We start from the raw sequence: 19,688 nt of genomic DNA on the forward strand, positions 1-19,688 counted from the left end.
GCCGCGTCAGGTCCGCGTGGATTCGCCGCGGGCGTGGGCGGCGAAGAGCCGTCCCGCCTCGTCCGGGTCGCCGCGGGAGAGCGCGGCCACCAGGGTCGCGTGGTGGTCGGCCATGGCCGCCCAGTCGCCGGAGTAACGAGGGTCGCCGAGCACGTGCAGGCCCCATAGGCTCGGCTCGATCATGCGCCAGACCCGCAGCAGGAATCCGTTGCCGCAGGCGGCGCACACGTGGCGGTGGAAGGCCATGTCGGCGTCGCGGAAGCCGCCGATGTCACCGCGCCCGGCGGCCCGGCGCATCGCCTCGACGTCCTCGCCGAGGCGGTCGAGCATGGGCGGCTGGATCCGCACGGCCGCGCCGCGGGCGGCGTGCTCCTCGAGGAGGACGCGGACGTCGCGGACCTCGCGGGCCTGTTCTTCGGAGATCTCGGCGACGTAGCTGCCGCGGTGCGGCAGGTAGCGGACCAGGCCCTCGTGGACCAGCCGTTTGATCGCTTCCCGGGCCGGTGCCTGGCTGGTGCCCAGCCGCCGGGCGATCTCCGACTCGATGAGGCGCTCGCCCGCCGTCAGCTCCCCGTCGACGATCGAGCGGCGGAGCCGCTCGTAGACCCGGTCGGACAGCAGTTCGCGCGGCAGCAGGTCGTCGTCCGCGCCGAGCGGGACGTCCGGGGGAGGGGACGGGGAGTCCGGCGGGGCGTCCTGCAGCTCCCGCCAGATCCGGGACACCGTCGACTGCGAGAGGCCGAGGCTGCGGGCCAGGGAGTGCGTGGAGGGAATCGGGCCGCCGCGCTCGGCCGTGCCGAGCGCGGCGGCGATGAGGCGTTCGGCCTCCCGCCGGTCGACGCTGCGGGGACGGCCGGGGCGGGGCGCGTCGGCCAGCCCGTCGAGGCCGCGCTCGGTGAACCGGTCCCGCCACTTGCCGACGGTCGCGGGGCTGACGCCGAGCCGGGCGGCGACGTCCTTGTTGGACAGTCCCTCGGCGCAGGCGAGCACGATCCGGCTGCGCTGGGCGAGGGCGCCGTCGGACTGGGAACCCCACGCCAGGAGGGTCGAGCGGTCGCTGTCGCTCAGCACCAGGGAGGTCTTGGGGTGGGTCGTCATCGATTCAGAATACCGCCCATGTACACAGACTTACGACTCGATTGCCGACGGTAACACGGGCGTCCACGCCTTGTCATGTGGGCGTAATGCTTGACACCTCGCGCCATGGCGATCTATTAACGAATCGTTACTCGATGAGTGACCCGTTAAAACGTTCAATTCCGGGGGCCTCAACGGAGGAGACGTGATGCGTCCACGACACGTGAGCCGGGCGGCCGTCGGAGCCCTGCTGTCCCTCGCCCTGGCCGCCTGCGGCGGAGGCGGCGGGTTCTCCGGCGGGAACTCCTCGGGCGGCGGGGACAAGGGCACCGTCCGCATGCTCGTCAACATCACCCCGAACCTCACCCAGAGCTACTGGACCCGACTCGTTGAACCCTTCGAGCGGGCGCACCCGGGGGTGCACGTCAAGATCGAGGCGCCCACCGGCAAGTCGGTCGCGGACACGCTCCCGCAGCAGCTCGCGGCCGGCAACGCCCCCGACGTCGTCGAGCAGCTGACCGCGGACCCGACCCGCGCCTCGCAGATGCTCGACCTCACCGACCAGCCCTGGGCCAAGAGCACCCCGCTCGCCCAGCAGGCCGCGGTCGGCGGCCGGATCTACACGGTCGGCGTGGGCGAGCAGGCGCAGTCGCTGATCTTCTACAACAAGACCGCCTTCGCCAAGGCCGGCATCCAGCAGCCGCCCAAGACACTCGACGAGCTCACCCAGGCGATGGGGAGGCTGAAGGCCGCCGGCTACCTTCCGCTGCAGACCGCGGGCGACTTCGTCACCGGCCTGCAACTGCTGCAGCTCGCCGACCCCTCGCTGGCGCAGAGCCACCCGCACTGGTACCAGGACGTCAAGGCCGGGCACCTCAAGGCCGGCGAGTCGCTGCTGCCGCACCTCAGGCTCTACAAGAGCTGGATCGCGCAGGGCTACGTCGACAAGAACGCGATGGGCCTGAAGTACCCGGACTCCCAGACGAGGTTCTTCGCCGGCAAGGCGGCCATGTACATCATGGGCAGCTGGTTCACCGCCGCCGAGGCGACGGCCAAGAAGGACTTCGAGGTCGGCGTGTTCGCCGCGCCGGTGCAGACCGGGCAGCGGAGCCCGGGGCCGCAGGGCGCCACGATGGCCGCGCCGTACATGATCCTCAAGTCGGCGAAGCACCGCGACCTGGCGCTGAAGCTGGTCCAGTGGCTGGTGACCGACAAGAGCGCGGTGACCAGCCAGCTCCAGCAGGACGGGAACTTCCGCCCCGGCTTCGACCGGAGGTTCACCCCGCTGGAACGCCAGGTGCAGCAGATCCTCGACGCCGCGCCCGCCACCGTCCCCCAGGGCGAGGGGTACGGCGACGACACACTGCCGAACGGTTTCAACGACGCCTGGAACACCCAGGTCCAGGGGCTGTACGTCGGGCGCTCACCCGAGAAGGTGGCCGCCGCCGTCGACCAGTGGATCGCGTCGCGCTCATGACCCACGCGATGCGCACAAAACCGAGCCGTGCCACCCGCATGAAACCCGGCCGCGCCATACGCCCGCGCCGTACCGGAGAGGGCTTCGCCACCCTGCTCATGGTCGCGCCGGCCACCGTCCTGTTCGCGGTCATGCTGGTCGTCCCGGTCGGGCTGGCGGTGTACCTGAGCCTGACCGACTGGGACGGCTACAGCGCCCGGCCGCGCGTCGTCGGGACGGCCAACTACGCGCACCTGTTCGGCGACCCCGTCATGCGCCACGCCGCCACCGTCACGCTGCTCGCCGCGATCGTCGGCACGGCCGGGATGAACCTGCTCGGACTCGGCTTCGCGGTCCTGGTGAACGGCTCCTCCCGGGCGAACCGCTTCCTGCGGGTCGTGCTGTTCTACCCGCACGTGCTCAGCGCGCTCGTCGTCGGCTTCCTGTGGAGCGCCATCCTCGGCACCACCGGCGCGGTGAACAGCCTGGTCACCGCGCACGGGGGAGACGTGCTGCCGTTCCTGTCCGATCCCACGTGGGCGCTGGTCACCATGATCGCCGTCCTGATCTGGGCGGGCTTCGGGGTGAACGTCGTCCTCTACCTCGCCGGGCTGCAGGCCGTTCCGGCGTCACTCGTGGAGGCGGCCCGGATCGACGGCGCCTCGCGATGGCAGGTGTTCCGGCACGTGACGCTGCCGGCGCTCGGGCCGGTCGTGACCGTCAACGTCGTCCTGTCCCTGGTGACGCTGCTCAAGACGTACGACCTGGTGGTCTCGCTGACCACGGGCGGGCCGGCCGGCCAGACCCAGACGGTCGCCTACCTCATCCTGTGGAACTCCTTCCACGACAACCGGCTCGGGTTCGGCTCGGCGCAGTCCGTGGTCCTCATGGTCGTCACCGCCGCGCTCGCCCTGATCGTCACCCGCCTCCGGCGGCGCGGAGAGATGGCGGTGTACTCGTGAGCGAGGGCCTGACCACCATCGACGCCCGGGCGGACGACGGCATCGCGACCGCTCCGCCGGAGCCTCCCGGCACCGTACGATCGCGCGCCCGCCGTCCGCGCCGGGTGTGGCGGCGGCTGTTCCTCGGCGCCGTCACGATCTTCATGCTCACGCCGCTGTACGTGCTGGTCGTCAACGCGTTCAAGCCGCAGCAGCAGATCCTCGAGCATCCGTTCGGCCTGCCGCTGGGCTCGCTGACCACCCGCTACCTCGGGCACGCGCTGCACAACCCGGAGTTCGACATCGCGCGCGGGTACGCCGTGACGATCCTGTTCGTGGTCGCGGTCAACGTGCTGTCGGTGGTCCTGGCCGGCCCGGTGTCGTACGTCATCGCCCGCAGCCCGCGCCGCCGGTACCGCGCGCTCCTGCTGGTCTTCCTGGCGGGCACCTTCATCCCGAGCCAGGTGCTGGTCATCCCGGTGGTGTACGTCCTGAAGACGCTCGGGCTGATGGGCACGATCCGAGGGTTCGTCCTGTTCGAGACGTCCCTCACGCTGCCGTTCTCGATCTTCCTGTACGCCGGGTACATCGGCACCATCCCGGTCACGCTCGACCAGGCCGCCGCCGTGGACGGCGCCGGGCGGCTCCGCGTCTTCTGGAAGATCATCTTTCCGCTGATGCGGCCCGTGGTCGCCACGATGGTCATCCTCAACACCTTCTCGGTGTGGAACGACTTCGTGAACCCGCAGATCATCCTCGGCCCGGGCAGCGGCCTGTACACGGTCACGACCGGGGTCTACGCCGCCGTCAGCCAGTACTCCACCGATTTCACCGTCGTCTTCCCGACGCTGCTGCTCGCGATCGCGCCGCTCCTCGTCTTCTTCGTGATCATGCAGCGGCACATCATCAGCGGCCTGACGGCCGGTGCGACGAAGGGCTGACCATGACGGAGCAGATTCCCCGCGTCGTCGCGAGCGTGCCGGTCGGCGCGCCCCCGGCCTGGGCGATCCTGGAGCGCCGGCTGTTCGACGCGCTCGACGAGGCGTGGCGCGCGTTCGCCGGCCGCTACTGCGAGGGCGACGGCCGGCTGCGCTACACCGGGACGCTGGAGAGCCGCGACGGCGCCGACGACTTCTACGAGGCGTTCTTCAACTGGCCGACCCTGTACCAACTGGGCGGCGCCGACGACCTCCTCGACGCCTGCAAGCACCACTGGGAGGGGGTGACCGCCCAGCTCACCGAGTTCGGCTACCTCGTCGAGGAGTTCGAGCGCGGCTACGACTGGTTCCATCAGGGCGAGTCCCTGCTGCTGTTCTACGGCATCTGCGCCGCCGACCCGCGTGACGAGCGGTTCGCCGAACGCGCGCACCGGTTCGCCGAGCTGTACCTGCCCGGCTCTCCGGCCGGCAACTACGACCCGGCCGTCGACATCATCCGGGCGCCGCACAACGGCGCCGGCGGCCCGCGCTACGGCGTCAACGAGGAGTGGGCGTCCTACGGCGCGGACCTCACCTCCATGCGTCCCTACGGGCTGCCGCTGCGGGACCTGCCCGGCATCTCCTCCTGGGACGACCTGGCCGATCCCGCGAACGCCGCCCGGATGGGCGCCGCGATGAACGAGCGGATCGGTCGCGGCGACGTCGCCGTCAACCTCGCCGCGACCGGCCTGGCGACCAATGCCTGGCTGTACGGGCACGAGGACCGGTTCCGCGACTGGGCGCTGCGCTACGTCGAGGCATGGGAACGCCGCGCCGCCGCGCTCGGCGGGATCCTGCCCGACAACGTCGGGCCGTCCGGCCGGGTGGGCGAGCTGCACGACGGCCGCTGGTACGGCGGCAACTACGGCTGGCAGTGGCCGCACGGCGTGTACAGCGTCGGCGCGGCCGCCGTGGTCGCCGCCGTCAACACGGTCCTGCTCACCGGCGGCACCGATCACCTCGCTGTCGGCCGCGGCCCGCTGGACCTGGTGCTGCGCCACGGGAAACAGGGGCCGGTCAGCGGGACCCCGATGAGCATCAGCGACCGGTGGCTTGCCGAACTCGGCGAGGACGCCGACCGGACCACCCTGCTGGTGCCGAACCGGCACGACGACGACGGCTGGTTCGACTTCCAGCCGCCGCAGCTCGGCCTGCCGGTGTGGCTGTGGCACGCGGGCATGGCGGAGGAGGACGGGGACCGCCTAGACCGGCTGTGGAAGGCGTCCGGCTACGACTGGCGCGTCGTCCGGGATTTCCGGAACAAGGAGGAGGCCGGCCACGAGGCGCCGTGGCTGGCGTACCTGCGCGGGGACAACCCCGGATTCCCGGAGGCGATGCTCGCCGCCGCGCTCGGCCAGGTGGAGCGCCGCATGGCGCTCATCGCCGCGGACCGCGCCGCCCCGGACGAGTTCCACATCCACCACTGGCAGCGGCTCAACCCGGTGCTGACCGAGGCGCTGCTCCAGCTCACGACCGGCACGCCGCAGGTGCTGTACAACGGCGGCCTGCTCCCGACGCGCCTCGCCTACCTCGACGCCGAACGCCGCCGGCCCGGCCTGCCGCCCGACGTCGCGGCCCTCGTCAACGACGTCGGCCCCGACCGTACCGGCGTGGAACTCGTGCACACGGGACTGACGGGAACCCGGCGGGTGGTCGTGCAGGCCGGGGCGTTCGGCGAGCACCGGATCACCCGGGCCGTCGTCACCGCCGCGGACACCGGCTACCCCGGCGACCTGACGTCGTACGTCGCGCCGGACGCGACCGTGGTCACCCGTGAGCTCGAGGTCGGCGGGCCGCGCCTGGAGGTCGTGCTGCCGCCGGGGCGGCGCATCCGGATCGATCTGCATCTGACCCTGCGGGCCGCGCGGCCCGCCCACCAGCACGCCGGGACCATCCCGGCGGGACGGCGACCGTGAGGAGCCCATCAGTGTCAGTGGACGACAGCGCCCGGACGACCGACGAGGACCCGGTGTGGCAGCTGCCCGTACGCGGTGAGGCGCCGGAACCACCCGACCCCGATCTCGTCCGGCGGCTCTCCAAGGTCAGCGCGGCCACCGCCTGCGCCAAGCTCCACGGGCAGGGCATCCGGCGCACGTTCGTGTCCGGGCCCCGGCCGCTGTCGCCCGGGCAGAAGGTCGCGGGGCGGGCGCTGACGCTGCAGTTCATGCCCCAGCGTGAGGACATCGCCTCCGGCCTCGGCCAGGAGTACATCGAGCGGCACACCGCGCTGTGGGCCGTGCTGGAGACCGTCCAGCCCGGGGACGTCCTGGTCGTGCAGGCCTACGGCAGCACCTACACCGGCTGCTTCGGCGACATGCTGGTCCGCTACTTCAAGCAGAAGGGTGGCGCCGGCATCGTCGTGGACGGTCGCATCCGCGACGCGCCCCGCGTCCGCGGCCTCGGCGTCCCCATCTGGTCGACCGGTGTCACCCCGCACTACGCCTCCCAGTCCGAGCTGTTCCCCTGGGCGTACGACGTGCCGATCGCCTGCGGGGGCGTGCTCGTCCTCCCCGGCGACCTGGTCGTGGCCGACGACGACGGCGCCGTGGTCGTGCCGCGCCGGCAGGCCCCCGACCTCATCGACGCGGCCGCCGACCACGAGGAGTGGGAGCGGTTCAGCCGGTCGCGCATCGAGGAGGGCGGTGCGCTGTCCGACTACTACCCGCTCACGCCGGAGACCCGCGCCGAGTACGAGCGCTGGCGCGCCGACGGGCGAGGAGCCTGAGCGCCGCCGACCATCGCGACCGATCCATCGGGGGTCCCGCCAGTACGACCCGAGGAGGGTTCATGTTCCGTAGATCCCGCCAGCGACTCCTGCGCGGCGCCGTCGGCGCGGTCACGGCACTCGCGTGCCTGACCGTGCCGACGGCCGCCGCCGACGCCCGCGACCGGGCGTGCACGCCGAAGCAGCTCTTCGTCTCCCCGCAGGGCGACGACCGGGCGAACGGCACCATCGGCCACCCGTGGAAGACGATCGAACACGCCCGCGACGTCATCCGGCAACGGCACCTGAACCGGGACATGCGCTGCGACCTCGACGTCCAGGTACGGGCGGGCGACTACGAGGTCGACAGCACGATCCAGTTCACCGAGGCCGACTCGGGAAGCAACGGGCACTCCGTCGTCTACCGCAGCTACGACGGTCCCGGGAAGGCACGCTTCCTCGGGGCCCGGCAGATCACCGGCTGGCAGCACTACAAGGGCGACATCTACCGGGTGCAGACCGACAAGAACCACCCCTTCTACACCCTGTACGACAACGGGCAGCGGGCCACGACGGCGCGGTACCCGAACCGCACCTCCACCGAGACGCTCGGCCCCTACCTGCAGTCGGTGGAGAGCTCCGACGACGCGCTGACCAACTCCCAGCAGTGGATGGCCTACAAGGACGGCGACTGGAACCAGAACTGGGACCTGCACGACGCCCAGGTCGTCGTCTGGTCCGGCGGTCACTGGAGCTGGTTCACCGACACCGACCCGGTCCTCAACGTCAACTGGAAGAAGAAGTTCGTCAGCCTCCGCTACCCGACGAGGTTCTCGCTGTACTCCCAGGTCGGATCGCGCTACTTCATCCAGAACTCCCTCGACTTCCTGGACGAGCCGGGTGAGTACTACCTCGACCACAGCGACGGGATGCTCTACTACTGGCCGAAGAACGGCTCGATCGAGAACAGCACGGTCATGGCGCCGACGGTCAAGACGGTCTTCTCGATCGCGGGCAGCTCGTCGTCCGCGCGGGTGCACGACCTGTCGCTCGACGGGTTGACCGTCCAGTACACCGACTTCACCGACTGGTACCGCTACGGCTGGAACGGCGTCGGCGACTCCGGCTACGTGCATAAGTACCCGGACTACGACCGGCAGATCGAGATGCCGCGTAACCAGTACGGCACGGTCACGCTGACGAACACGACCCGCGTCGGCCTGCGCCGCCTGCACATCGCCGACACCGGCTGGACCGGTGTGTTCCTGCTGTTCGCCAACGACCACGACACCGTCTCCGACAGCCTCTTCGAGAACCTCGGCGGCGACGGCGTCAAGATCGAGGGGCCCTACCCCGGGGAGGGCGACGTCGCGAACCACAACGTCCTGACGAACAACTACATCAGCTGGATCGGCGAGCTCGTCCCCGGTGACGCCTCGGGCTACGAGATCCTCGACAGCGGGCACAACGAGCTCAGCCACACCGTCATCCAGCACAGCGCGCGGTACGCGGTCAGCGTCAAGGCGATCACCACCGTCGCCAACGCGGACAACTACGCGGGCGGCAACGCGCTGAGCTACCTGCGGATCGCGCACGCCGGCAAGGACAGCGGCGACATGGGCGCGATCGACTCGTACGGCGTGCAGAACTTCGAGCCGCACACCATCGAGGCGTCGATGTCGCAGATCCTCATCGACGACGTCAACGCCGACCCCTCGATGCCGGACGTCGTGCCCAGCGGGGTGCACATGGACGCGGGCGGCTGCGGCTACAAGTTCTCCGACATCCAGGCGACGAACATCCAGTACCGGCAGCCGTTCCACGGCAACACGAACTGCAACACCTTCGAGAACAACAGCTGGGACGCGAACTTCGACTCCTCGAAGATGGAGTACGACAAGATCGGCGTGACCGCCGGCTTCCCCTACCCGATCCCCGCCGCTGCCCAGGGGCACTGACCCATGGCCGCGCGGAACGGGAGACCCACACGACGCTGGGCGCGGTGGGCGATCGCCCTGCTCGTCGTTCCCCTGATCGGTGCCACACCGGCGTACGCCGCCCGCGGAGCCTCCCACGAGGTGTCGACGTGGGCGGCGGCCGACGACACCACCGGCGGAACCCTCACCGAGATGACCGTACGGAACATCGTGCACACCAGCGTCGGTGGCACCGGCCTGCGGATCCGGCTGTCCAACGCCCTGGGCGACCGGCCGGTGACGTTCGGCGCCGCGTACGTCGGCGTCCAGCGGTCCGGACCGGACCTGGTGCCAGGCTCCAACCGGCGGCTGAGCTTCGGCGGCAGCGCCTCGGTGACGGTGCCGCCCGGCGGCGTGGTGCTCAGCGACCCGCTGCCCGGGCGCGTGCCGGCCCGGCGGAACCTCGCGGTGAGCCTCTACCTGCGCGGCGCGAGCGGCAAGCTCACCGCGCACAACCGCACGATGCAGTTCACCTACAAGTCGACGACGGGTGACCACGCGGCCGAGGAGGCGGGGACGGCGTTCCCGACCCAGTCGGCCGTCTGGTTCTGGCTGGACGCCGTGGTCGTGACCGCGCCGAGGACCGTCTCCACGGTCGCCGCCCTCGGCGACTCCATCACCTCGGGGGTCGGCTCCACCACGAACGCCAACCACCGGTGGCCCGACTACCTCGCCGACCGGCTGCGGGCCCTGCCGCCCGCGTGGCGGCTCGGCGTGACCGACGAGGGGATCTCGGCCAACCGGGTCCTCAAGGACGGCGTCGGCCGCAGCGCTCAGACGCGGCTGGTGAGCGACGTCCTGACCAAGCCCGGCGTCCGGACGGTGATCCTCCTCGAAGGGGTGAACGACATCGGCGCGGGCGGCGCGACGGCGGCGCAGCTGACCGCGGCGTACCGGGACATGGTCGCGGCGGCGCACGCCGCGGGCCGCTGCCTCATCGGCGGGACGCTCACCCCGTTCGGCGGATCGGTCTACCAGAGCACGGCGAACGAGGCCGTCCGGCAGGAGGTCAACGCCTTCATCCGGACGAGCGGCGTCTTCGACGGCGTCGTCGACTTCGACCGCGCCACCCGCGACCCGGCCGACCCGACGAGGCTGCTGCCCGCGTACGACTCCGGCGACCACCTCCACCTGAGTGACGCCGGTTATCGGGCCATGGCCGACACGATCGGCCTGGCGCTACTGCACTGCCGGAGATAGGCGCGCGCGTGCCCGGGAGCGACCCTCCCGGGCACGCCGCCTCCGAGGAAGCGGAGGGGAACGGTGACGCGGAACCACCGGGACCTGGGGCCGTTCAGCGACCTGGCGGACTTCGCCGCGGGCCTGGCCCCGGCCGGGACGGACTTGGCTCCGGCCGGGACGGGCCTGGCTCCAGGCGGGACGAGTCTGGGGCCGGGCGGGACGGGCGTGGTTGCGGCCGGGACGGACTCGGCTCCAGCCGGAGCGGACCTTGCTCCAGGCGGGGCGGGCGTGGGTCCGGCTGGGACGGGTGTGGTCCCGGCCGGCGCGGGCCTGGCGTCGGCTGGCGTGGGCCGGCTCGACGCGGCCACGGCTCGTCGGATCGTCGGCTTCGACCACGACGGGACGCCGGGCGAGCCGCGCGTGGAGCGGCGCTGGTCCAGGGACGGGCTCGACGGCGAGGAGGTCTCCTGGTCGGTCGGGTACGGGCCGCGAACGCGCGCCTGGCTGCTGCGCCCGGCCGGGGCCCGCGGCCCGCTGCCGGGCGTCCTCGCGCTGCACGGCCACGACGCCTTCAAGTACCACGGCAAGGAGAAGATCGCCGACGGCCCCGACGGCGTCCCGCCCGGCGTCGACGAGCTGCGGCGGGCGTTCTACGGCGGCCGTCCCTTCGCCGACGCGATCGCGCGGGGCGGCTTCACGGTGCTGGTCCCCGACGTGTTCCTGTGGGGGAGCCGCCGCTTCCCGGCGGCGACCATGTCGGGGACCGCCGGGCCGTCGCCGGAGGACCGATGGGTCGCCCTGGAACACGACGGCGGCGATCCCGCCGACCTCCGCTGGTACAACCGCCTGGCCGCCCGGCACGAGCACGTCGTGGCGAAGTACTGCGCGCTGCTGGGGACGAGCCTGGCCGGCATCGCCGCCTTCGAGGACCGCGTCGCCGCCGCGTACCTCCGCTCGCGACCGGACGTACGCGACGGGCCGATCGGCTGCGTCGGCTTCTCCGGCGGCGGATGCCGGGCGGCCCTGCTCCAGGCGACGAGTCCGCACGTCGGTGCCGCCGTCATCGCGGGCATGATGAGCACGCACCGCGCGCTCCTCGACCGGCACGTCGCCGGGCACACCTGGATGTTCTTCCCGCCGGACCTGCCACGGGCCGGCGACTGGCCCGACCTCGCCGCCGCCCGCGCACCCTCACCCCTCCTGGTCCAGTACTTGCGCGACGACGCGCTGTTCCCGCTCGACGGCATGCGGGCCGCCCACGAGAGGCTCGCCGCGCACTACCGCCGGGCCGGCGCACCGGACGCGTACGTCGGGGAGTTCCACCCGGGCCCGCACCGCTTCGACCGTGACCTGCAGGACTCCGCCCTCGACCACCTGAAGCGCCGGCTGACCGAAGGAAATCCATGAATCAGACCACCGACGTCCGGTGCGACGTCGACGGCCACGTCGCCGTCATCACGCTGAACCGGCCGGTCAAGCTCAACGCCATCACCCCCGCGATGGCCGGCGCGCTGCGCGACCATGCAACCCGGCTCAACGACGACCCGGCGATCCGCGCCGTCGTGCTGACCGGCGCCGGCGACCGGGCCTTCTGCGTCGGCAGCGACGTCGGCGAGCTCGACGCGTACGCGACACCCTGGGACTTCCGCAACCGCGGCGACTACGGCGACGCGCTGCGGGAGCTGCGCAAGCCTCTCATCGCGGCGGTCAACGGGTACGCCTACGGCGGCGGCCTCGAACTCGCGCTGGCCTGCGACATCCGGCTGGCCGCCCGCACCGCGACGTTCGCCGCACCGGAGATCAAGCTCGGCTGGATCGGCGGCACCGGCCAGTCCGCGCTGCTCGCCCACAGCGTCGGGCCGGGCAACGCGGCGCTGATGCTGCTCACCGGCGACCCGATCGACGCGGAGCGGGCGCTCGCCTGGGGCCTGGTCAGCACGGTCGTCGAGCCGGCGGACCTGCGGGCCGAGGCCCGGGAGCTGGCCGGGCGCATCGCGGCCCGCGCGCCCATCGCCGCGCAGACCGCCAAGGCCAACCTGCGCGCGGCGTACACGATGCCGCTGGACCAGGCGATCCGCTACGAGCGGGACCTGCAGACGATCTGCTTCGCCACCGAGGACGCGGCCGAGGGACGGGCCGCGTTCGCCGAGCGCCGCGACCCGCGATTCCAGGGGCGCTGACATGGGGATCCTCGACGGATACCGGGTGATCGACCTGTCGATCGCGATGGCCGGGCCACTGGCGGCGATGCGGCTCGGCGACCTCGGCGCGGACGTCGTCAAGGTCGAGCCGACCAGCGGGGAGTGGCAGCGGAGCGCCCCGGCCGGCGGCGCCACGGGGACGGAGCTGAACGCGTCGTTCCTGTCCCTGAACCGCAACAAGCGCAGCCTCGCCGTCGACCTGAAGACGTCCGAGGGCCGCGCCGCCGTCCATGCCCTGGTCCGCCGGTCGGCGGTGTTCCTGCAGAACTACCGGCCCGGCGTCGCCGAACGCCTCGGCATGGACTACGAGACCATCCGCGCGATCAACCCGGGCATCGTGTACGTCTCGATCTCCGGGTACGGGGAGTCCGGCCCCTACGCCGGGCGGCCGGGACAGGACCTGCTGCTCCAGGCGATGAGCGGGGCGATGTTCAGCGTCGGCCGGGACGGCGACCCGCCCGCGCCCGCCGGCACGTACGCGATCGACGCGATCACCGCGTACAGCGCGTTCGAAGGCGCCCTCGCCGCCCTGCTCCACCGGGAGCGCACCGGCGAGGGCCAGCTCGTGACGGTGAACATGCTCGACGCGGCCATCGCCGTGCAGATGCAGGAGCTGTCGGTGTACACCGTCGGGGGAGTGCCGCAACGCCGCGGCGCGGAACCGCACGGACACACCTACATCCGCGCGCCCTACGGGGTGTTCGCCACCCGCGACGGGCACCTGGCACTGGCCATGCCGCCCCTGGACGCGCTCGGCGCGGCGCTCGACCTGCCCGCACTGGCGGCGATGGACACCGACGTGGACGGGCACCGCCGCCGCGACGAGATCACCGCGCTCGTCCGGGAACGGCTGGCCGGCCGCACCACCGGCGAATGGCTCGACCTGCTCGGCCGGCACGGCATCTGGGCGGGCCCGGTCTACGCCTACGCCGACGTCCTGGCCGATCCGCAGGTACGCCACAACGGGTCGTTCGTCACCTACGAGCACCCGACCGAGGGCACCGTGACGACGCCCGGGTTCCCGTACCGGTTCAGCGCGACCCCGCCCCGCGTACGCCGCGGCGCGCCGGTCGTCGGCGAGCACACCCGCGAGGTGCTCACCGAGGCCGGCTACACCGGCGAGCAGGTGACGCGGCTCCTCGCGGAACACGTCGTGACCGCCCCGGACACGGCCGCCGGCGAGGCCACGGCCCTGGACCCGGCCACAGCCCTGGACACGGCCGCCGATGGGGACGTGGCTCCGGACGTGGCCGCCGGTGAGGACGCCGCCTTGGACGCGGCCGACCGTGAGGACACCGCACCACACGCGGCCGTGCGTGAGGGCACAGCACCGGACGTGGCCGTCCGTGAGGACGCCGCTCCGGACGGGGCCTCGCGTGAGGGCCGGGCGTCGTGACGCGGGAGTTGCGCGGCCTCACCTGGGACCATCCGCGTGGGTACGCGCCGCTGGACGTCCTGGCTCGGCTCGACGACGCCGGGCCGCACCGGTACGGGCGCGTCCGGGCCCCGCTGCGCTGGGACCGCCAGCCCCTCGAAGGCTTCGAGTCGCGGCCCCTCGTGACCCTCACCGGCGACTACGACATCCTCGTCGTCGACCACCCCGGGCTCGGAACGGCCGTAGCCGACGGCTGCCTGCTGCCGATGGACGACCTGTTCGACGCGGCGGAGCTCGCCGCGTGGCGGGAGGAGGCCGTCGGTCCGTCCTTCGACAGCTACGTCCTCGACGGCCGGCCGTGGGCCCTGCCGGTCGACGCCGCGGGCCAGGTGTCGGCGTTCCGCCGCGGCCTGACCGGCACACCGCCCACGACCTGGGACGAGGTACGCGAACTGGCCCGGTCGGCGCCCGTGACGCTGTGCCTCGGCGGACCGCACGCCTTCCTCACCTTCTGCGCGCTGTGCGTCGCGTACGGCGCGGACCCCTGCCGGTCCGGTGACGCCCTGGTGCCGCGCGAGGCGGGGGAGGCCGCGCTCGACATGATGGCCGGGCTGCTGGCCCGGAGCGTCGCGGAGGTCTGGCGGCTCAACCCGATCGGCGTACTCGAGGCGATCGCCGCCGACGACGGCCCGGCGTACTGCCCGCTCGTGTACGGATATGTCACCTACGCCGGGGGCCGTGGCGTGCGGTTCGCCGACGCTCCGGCGTGGGTGCCGGGCGGACGGCCCGGGAGCGTGCTCGGCGGCACCGGGCTCGCGGTGTCCCGGTCCCGCGCCGAGGACCCGGAGGTACGCGGCGCGATCCGCGACCACGTGCGCCGGCTGCTGTCACCGGCGGTACAGCGCAACCTCTGCCCCGCCGCCGGAGGGCAGCCCGCGGCGCGCTCCGCCTGGACGGACCCGGAGGTCGCCGCGCTGAGCGGCGGCTTCTACCGGGCGACCCGCGCCACGCTCGAAGCCGCGTGGGTGCGCCCGCGGTCCGCCGGCTACCTCACGTTCCAGGACACCGCCTCCCGGCTGATCCGCGACGGGCTGGCCGGCCGGGCACCGCACGGTGAACTGCTCCGCGACCTCGACAAACACTACGACGCCTGGATGTGCGCATGACCACTGCTCTTGTCACCGGGGCCGGCGGAGCGCTCGGCCGCGCCACGGCCCGCCGGCTGGCCCTCGACGGCGCTCCGGTCGCGGCCCTCGACGTCGACGCGGCCACGCTCGACGAGACCACGAGCCTCATCGAACGGGCGGGCGGCACGGTCCTGCCGCTCGTCGCCGACCTGCGCGACGCGGCGGCGATCGAGGCGGCCGTGGCGACGGCCGCCGAGCGGCTCGGCCCGGTGCGGGTCCTCGTCAACAACGCGGCCGTCTACCCGAGCCGGCCGTTCCTCGAGGTACCGCTCGCCGAGTACGACGACGTCCAAGCGGTCAACCAGCGGGCGTACTGGATCGCCGCCCAGGCGGCTGCCCGGCTCATGACGGAACACGGCGGCGGGGCGATCATCAACGTCGCGTCCATCACGATGCACGGCGGGTGGCCCGACCTGGCCGCGTACGTCACGACCAAGGGCGCCGTGACCGCGCTGACCAGGGCGCTGGCACGGGAACTCGGGCCACGCGAGATCCGGGTCAACTGCGTGTCCCCGGGAGCGTTCCCCACCGCCGCGGAGACGATCCACCCGGACCCGGAGGGCTACACGCGTTTCGTCCTCGAACGCCAGGCGCTCAAGCGGCGCGGCTCTTCGGAGGAGCTCGCCTCTGTCGTCGCCTTCCTGGCGGGGCCCGACGCGTCCTTCGTGACGGGGCAGACGATCGAGGTCAACGGCGGCTGGGTCATGACCTGACATCACGGCGGCGGCCGGCGACCTGCGGCCCGGGTGCGGGCCACCGTTCCCGTGGGCGGCCTGGGATCGTCGGCCCGCGACGTCGGCCCGCGACGCCGGCCCGGGATCGTCGGCGCGGGACCGCGGACGCGGGCCGCCCCCGATCTCGGACGCCGACGTAGGCCGCCCCCCGGATCCTCGGACGCTGACGCGGGCGACGACGGAAAACCTTTGCCGATCGAATCTGGACAGGTGAGCGATGAGAGTGCGCGGGCAGGAACTGGGACGACGTGACCTCGCGGCGCGGATGGGCGATCCGGCGGCGGCCGGCGGGGTGCGGCTCGTCACCCTCGGCGACGGCGTCGAGCGCGGTATCCGGGCGCTGGAGTTCCGGACCGGAAGCGGGCTGGCCTTCGACGTCCTCGTGGACCGCTGCATGGACATCGGCGCGGCCGACCACGGCGGCCGGGCCTTCGGGTGGCGGTCGCGGACCGGGTTCCGCAACCCCGGGCTGCACGAGCACGCGGACGAGGACGGCCTGTCGTGGCTGCGTTCGTTCTCCGGGCTGACCGTGACCGGGGGGCTCGACCACACCCTCTTCGGCGGAGAGGTGGACGCCGCGTCGTACCGGTACCCGCCACGGCCGGCGGTGCGGCACGGGCTGCACGGCCGGGTGGCCAACATCCCGGCGCGGCTGACCGGGTACGGCGAGCGGTGGGACGGCGACGACTGCGTGCTGTGGGCCGAAGGGGAGGTGCGGCAGGCGGCGGTGTTCGCCGAGAACCTGCGGCTGACCCGCCGGATCGAGGCGGACCTGGGCGGCGACGAGATCCGGCTCACCGACACGGTGCACAACCCCGGCTTCGACACGGTCCCGCACATGTTCCTGTACCACATCAACCTCGGCTGGCCCCTGCTCGACGATGGCAGCCGCTTCCTCGCGCCCGTACGCGAGACGGTGTGGCGGACCGACAGCGTCGCCGAGCAGGGCGTGGACTCCTGGACCATGCCGTCGCCGCTGCCGGGATTCGTGGAGCAGGTGTACGAGCACGAGCTGGCCGCCGATGTGGACGGGCTGACGGGGGCCGCGCTGGTCAACGACCGGCTCGGGCTCGCCGTGAGCGTCGAGTGGCGGGCCGCCGGGTTCCCGTGCTTCTTCCAGTGGCTCAACCTGCGCGCCGGTGACTACGCGGTGGGCCTCGAACCGTCGACGCACCACGTGGCGGGCGACGCGGCCGCCCGCGACGACGGAAGCATGATCTGGCTCGGGCCGGGCGAGTCCCGGAGCTACCACACCGTCTTCCGGGTCCATCAGGGCGCCGACGCCATCACCGCCCTCGAGACCCGCCTCAGCCGTGACGGCCGGGTCGCCGGCCTCGACACCCGCCTCACCTGAGGCACCGCGGCGCCCGAGGCGGGCACCCGCCCGCCGCGCCGCCGCGAACCATCGGGGACTCCGCCAGTAGCAGGGACCGAATGAAAGGTCATCACATGTCCGAGCTCTCCCGACGTAGTGTCCTCAAGGCGGCCGGAGTCGGCGCGGCGGTCGCGTCGACGGCCGTCGTCACCGGGGCCGCCGCCCACGCCGACACCGGCGGCCAGGAGACCAACCCGCTCCGGCTCTGGTACCGCGGGCCCGCGAAGGAGTGGCTGGAGGCCCTGCCGATCGGGAACGGCCGCATCGGCGCCATGGTGTTCGGCGGCGTCGACTCCGAAAAGCTCCAGCTGAACGAGGACAGCATCTGGGCCGGGAGCCCGCACGACTACGACAGCCCCGACGCCCTGGCGAACCTGCCCGAGATCCGCCGCCTGGTGCTCGCGGGCAAGTGGAACCAGGCTCAGCGGCTGGTGGACAAGACCTTCCTCGGCCGGCCGTCGGAGCAGGCCGCGTACCAGCCGGTCGGGAACCTCACGCTCACCTTCCCCAAGGGCGGCGACCCCACCGACTACCGCCGCGAGCTGGACCTCGAGACGGCGATCACGAGCGTGACCTACGTCCGGGACGGCGTGCGGTACACCCGTGAGGTCTTCGCCAGCACCCCCGGCCAGGTCATCGCGATGCGGCTGACCGCGGACCGGCCGGGCTCGATCTCCTTCGAGGCCGCGTTCGACAGCCCGCAGCAGGCGACGACGACCGCGGCCGACGACCGGACGATCGCCCTCGACGGCGTGAGCGGCGAGTGGCAGGGCCGCGCCGGGGCGGTCCGGTTCCAGGCGCTGGCGAAGGCCGTCGCGCACGGCGGCCGGGTCCGTACCGACCAGGGCAAGCTGATCGTCGAGGAGGCGGACGCCGTCACCCTGCTGATCTCGATCGGCAGCAGCTACCGGAACTACCAGGACGTCAGCGCGGACCCCGCGGCCCGGGCGCGGCGGCCGCTCGAACCCGCGGCTGCGCAACCGTACGAGCTGCTCCGCCGCGTCCACGTCCACGACTACCGCCGTTTGTTCGGCCGCGTCCAGCTCGACCTGGGCACCTCGGACAAGGTGGCGCTGCCGACCGACGAACGGATCCCGCTGTTCCAGACCGGCGCCGACCCGCAGCTCGCGGCCCTGTATTTCCAATACGGGCGCTACCTACTGATCTCCTGCTCGCGTTCGCCGGGGCAGCCGGCGAACCTGCAGGGGCTGTGGAACGACAGCATGACCCCGGCGTGGGAGTCCAAGTACACCGTCAACATCAACTTCGAGATGAACTACTGGCCCGCCGGGCCCACGAACCTGGCCGACTGCTGGGAGCCGGCGGCCGCGATGGTCCACGAACTGGCGGAGTCGGGGCGGCGCACCGCCAAGACGCAGTACGGCGCGGACGGCTGGGTGCTGCACCACAACACCGACGGCTGGCGCGGCACCGCGCCGGTGGACTACGCGCAGTACGGCATGTGGCCGAGCGGCGGCGCCTGGCTGTCCGTGGTGCTGTGGGACCGGTACCGGTTCACCGGTGACAAGCGCCTGCTCCGCCGCGACTATCCGGTGATCAAGGGCGCCGCCCAGTTCTTCCTCGACACGCTGGTCGAGGACCCGGACCACGGCTGGCTGATCACCAACCCGTCCCAGTCGCCCGAGGTCACCCATCACCAGGACGAGGGCGAGAGCGTCAGCATCTGCGCCGGGCCGACGATGGACATGCAGATCCTGCGCGACCTGTTCGACGCGTGCGCGGAGGCGTCGGAGATCCTCGGCCAGGACCGGGACTTCCGCGCGAAGGTGAAGGCGGCGCGCGCCCGGCTCGCGCCCATGCAGATCGGCTACCTCGGCCAGCTCCAGGAGTGGCTGGAGGACTGGCGGGAGGCGGCGCTGGTCGTGAGCCGGCACGTCTCCCACCTGTACGGGGTGTTCCCCAGCGCGCAGATCGTGCCGCGGCAGACGCCCGACCTGGTCAACGCGGCCAAGCGGAGCCTCCAGCTGCGGGGGAACGCCGGCCAGGGCTGGTCGCTCGCCTGGAAGATCAACATCTGGGCCCGGCTGGAGGACGCCGCGCAGGCCTACCAGCATCTGTCCAGCCTGCTCACGCCCGCGCGGACGGCGCCCAACATGTTCGACCTGCATCCGCCGTTCCAGATCGACGGCAACTTCGGAGGCGTCTCCGGGATCACCGAGATGCTGCTGCACAGCCACGCCGGGGAGGTCCACCTCCTGCCCGCCCTGCCGGACGCCTGGCCGGCCGGTCACGTACGGGGCCTGCGCGCGCGGGGCGGATTCGAGGTCGACGTCGAGTGGCGTGGAGGCGCCCTGTCCGAGGCGGAGATCCGATCCGACCTCGGCGAGGAGGTCCGGCTCCGGACCCAGGCGCCGGTATCGGTGACGGGCGCGCGGGTCAGCCGTCCCGAGCCGAACGTCGTGGTCTTCGACACCCGGCCCGGCGGGACGTACCGCATCCGGCCGTCCTGAGCGCGCTCGCCCCGGCCCCGGCCTCGAACCGG

Annotated in this window: 15 protein-coding genes; 14 read left to right on the forward strand and 1 reads right to left on the reverse strand. The window is 72.5% G+C overall.

Features of this window, described 5'->3' with window-relative positions:
- Window positions 1–6 precede the first annotated feature (6 nt).
- Window positions 7–1,098, reverse strand: a complete 1,092-nt coding sequence (locus ACQP2O_RS19140; RefSeq protein WP_433186633.1) for an FCD domain-containing protein — start codon at window positions 1,096–1,098, stop codon at window positions 7–9.
- Window positions 1,099–1,285: 187 nt separating this feature from the next.
- On the opposite strand from ACQP2O_RS19140, the gene ACQP2O_RS19145 reads away from it, so the two are divergent.
- From ACQP2O_RS19145 to ACQP2O_RS19210, 14 genes are all read left to right on the forward strand, one after another.
- Window positions 1,286–2,554: an ABC transporter substrate-binding protein gene (locus ACQP2O_RS19145; protein ID WP_433186636.1), complete on the forward strand. Its 1,269-nt coding sequence runs from the start codon at window positions 1,286–1,288 to the stop codon at window positions 2,552–2,554.
- A gap of 8 nt (window positions 2,555–2,562) precedes the next feature.
- The gene (locus ACQP2O_RS19150; RefSeq protein WP_433186639.1) at window positions 2,563–3,495 is read left to right on the forward strand and encodes a carbohydrate ABC transporter permease; all 933 of its coding nucleotides are present in this window, start codon (window positions 2,563–2,565) and stop codon (window positions 3,493–3,495) included.
- Entirely contained in the window at window positions 3,492–4,415 is a 924-nt protein-coding gene (locus ACQP2O_RS19155; protein WP_433186641.1) for a carbohydrate ABC transporter permease, read from the forward strand. The genes ACQP2O_RS19150 and ACQP2O_RS19155 overlap by 4 nt, the downstream gene beginning before the upstream one ends.
- A 2-nt stretch (window positions 4,416–4,417) precedes the next feature.
- Window positions 4,418–6,367: a hypothetical protein gene (locus ACQP2O_RS19160; protein ID WP_433186644.1), complete on the forward strand. Its 1,950-nt coding sequence runs from the start codon at window positions 4,418–4,420 to the stop codon at window positions 6,365–6,367.
- Between the two features lie 11 nt (window positions 6,368–6,378).
- Window positions 6,379–7,176, forward strand: coding sequence for a hypothetical protein (locus tag ACQP2O_RS19165; protein ID WP_433186647.1), 798 nt, complete (start codon window positions 6,379–6,381; stop codon window positions 7,174–7,176).
- 62 nt (window positions 7,177–7,238) lie between these two features.
- On the forward strand, window positions 7,239–9,113 hold the full coding sequence (locus tag ACQP2O_RS19170) for a hypothetical protein (RefSeq protein WP_433186650.1): 1,875 nt from the start codon (window positions 7,239–7,241) through the stop codon (window positions 9,111–9,113).
- A 3-nt stretch (window positions 9,114–9,116) separates the two neighbouring features.
- Complete coding sequence (locus ACQP2O_RS19175) at window positions 9,117–10,331, forward strand: SGNH/GDSL hydrolase family protein (protein WP_433186653.1); 1,215 nt, start codon at window positions 9,117–9,119, stop codon at window positions 10,329–10,331.
- A gap of 63 nt (window positions 10,332–10,394) precedes the next feature.
- The gene (locus ACQP2O_RS19180) at window positions 10,395–11,720 is read left to right on the forward strand and encodes a dienelactone hydrolase family protein (RefSeq protein WP_433186656.1); all 1,326 of its coding nucleotides are present in this window, start codon (window positions 10,395–10,397) and stop codon (window positions 11,718–11,720) included.
- Window positions 11,717–12,493, forward strand: coding sequence for an enoyl-CoA hydratase/isomerase family protein (locus ACQP2O_RS19185; RefSeq protein WP_433186659.1), 777 nt, complete (start codon window positions 11,717–11,719; stop codon window positions 12,491–12,493). The genes ACQP2O_RS19180 and ACQP2O_RS19185 overlap by 4 nt, the downstream gene beginning before the upstream one ends.
- A gap of 1 nt (window position 12,494) precedes the next feature.
- The gene (locus ACQP2O_RS19190) at window positions 12,495–13,910 is read left to right on the forward strand and encodes a CaiB/BaiF CoA transferase family protein (protein WP_433186662.1); all 1,416 of its coding nucleotides are present in this window, start codon (window positions 12,495–12,497) and stop codon (window positions 13,908–13,910) included.
- The gene (locus tag ACQP2O_RS19195) at window positions 13,907–15,055 is read left to right on the forward strand and encodes a hypothetical protein (protein ID WP_433186669.1); all 1,149 of its coding nucleotides are present in this window, start codon (window positions 13,907–13,909) and stop codon (window positions 15,053–15,055) included. The genes ACQP2O_RS19190 and ACQP2O_RS19195 overlap by 4 nt, the downstream gene beginning before the upstream one ends.
- Entirely contained in the window at window positions 15,052–15,789 is a 738-nt protein-coding gene (locus ACQP2O_RS19200) for an SDR family NAD(P)-dependent oxidoreductase (protein WP_433186671.1), read from the forward strand. The genes ACQP2O_RS19195 and ACQP2O_RS19200 overlap by 4 nt, the downstream gene beginning before the upstream one ends.
- A gap of 238 nt (window positions 15,790–16,027) precedes the next feature.
- Window positions 16,028–17,164 carry an aldose 1-epimerase family protein gene (locus tag ACQP2O_RS19205; RefSeq protein ID WP_433186674.1) on the forward strand — a complete coding sequence of 379 codons (1,137 nt, stop codon included), beginning with the start codon at window positions 16,028–16,030 and terminating at the stop codon, window positions 17,162–17,164.
- Window positions 17,165–17,259: 95 nt separating this feature from the next.
- Window positions 17,260–19,656 carry a glycoside hydrolase family 95 protein gene (locus ACQP2O_RS19210; RefSeq protein WP_433186677.1) on the forward strand — a complete coding sequence of 799 codons (2,397 nt, stop codon included), beginning with the start codon at window positions 17,260–17,262 and terminating at the stop codon, window positions 19,654–19,656.
- Window positions 19,657–19,688 lie beyond the last annotated feature (32 nt).

The sequence above is a fragment of the Actinoallomurus sp. CA-150999 genome (assembly GCF_050942425.1).
Taxonomy (GTDB): Bacteria; Actinomycetota; Actinomycetes; order Streptosporangiales; family Streptosporangiaceae; genus Actinoallomurus.

Bases quoted from the DNA above. Each gene is read 5' to 3' on its own strand.
- ACQP2O_RS19140 (WP_433186633.1), bottom strand. From the start codon at position 1,098: ATGACGACCCACCCCAAGACCTCCCTGGTGCTGAGCGACAGCGACCGC.
- ACQP2O_RS19145 (WP_433186636.1), top strand. From the start codon at position 1,286: ATGCGTCCACGACACGTGAGCCGGGCGGCCGTCGGAGCCCTGCTGTCC.
- ACQP2O_RS19150 (WP_433186639.1), top strand. From the start codon at position 2,563: ATGCGCACAAAACCGAGCCGTGCCACCCGCATGAAACCCGGCCGCGCC.
- ACQP2O_RS19160 (WP_433186644.1), top strand. From the start codon at position 4,418: ATGACGGAGCAGATTCCCCGCGTCGTCGCGAGCGTGCCGGTCGGCGCG.
- ACQP2O_RS19170 (WP_433186650.1), top strand. From the start codon at position 7,239: ATGTTCCGTAGATCCCGCCAGCGACTCCTGCGCGGCGCCGTCGGCGCG.
- ACQP2O_RS19175 (WP_433186653.1), top strand. From the start codon at position 9,117: ATGGCCGCGCGGAACGGGAGACCCACACGACGCTGGGCGCGGTGGGCG.
- ACQP2O_RS19185 (WP_433186659.1), top strand. From the start codon at position 11,717: ATGAATCAGACCACCGACGTCCGGTGCGACGTCGACGGCCACGTCGCC.
- ACQP2O_RS19190 (WP_433186662.1), top strand. From the start codon at position 12,495: ATGGGGATCCTCGACGGATACCGGGTGATCGACCTGTCGATCGCGATG.
- ACQP2O_RS19200 (WP_433186671.1), top strand. From the start codon at position 15,052: ATGACCACTGCTCTTGTCACCGGGGCCGGCGGAGCGCTCGGCCGCGCC.
- ACQP2O_RS19205 (WP_433186674.1), top strand. From the start codon at position 16,028: ATGAGAGTGCGCGGGCAGGAACTGGGACGACGTGACCTCGCGGCGCGG.
- ACQP2O_RS19210 (WP_433186677.1), top strand. From the start codon at position 17,260: ATGTCCGAGCTCTCCCGACGTAGTGTCCTCAAGGCGGCCGGAGTCGGC.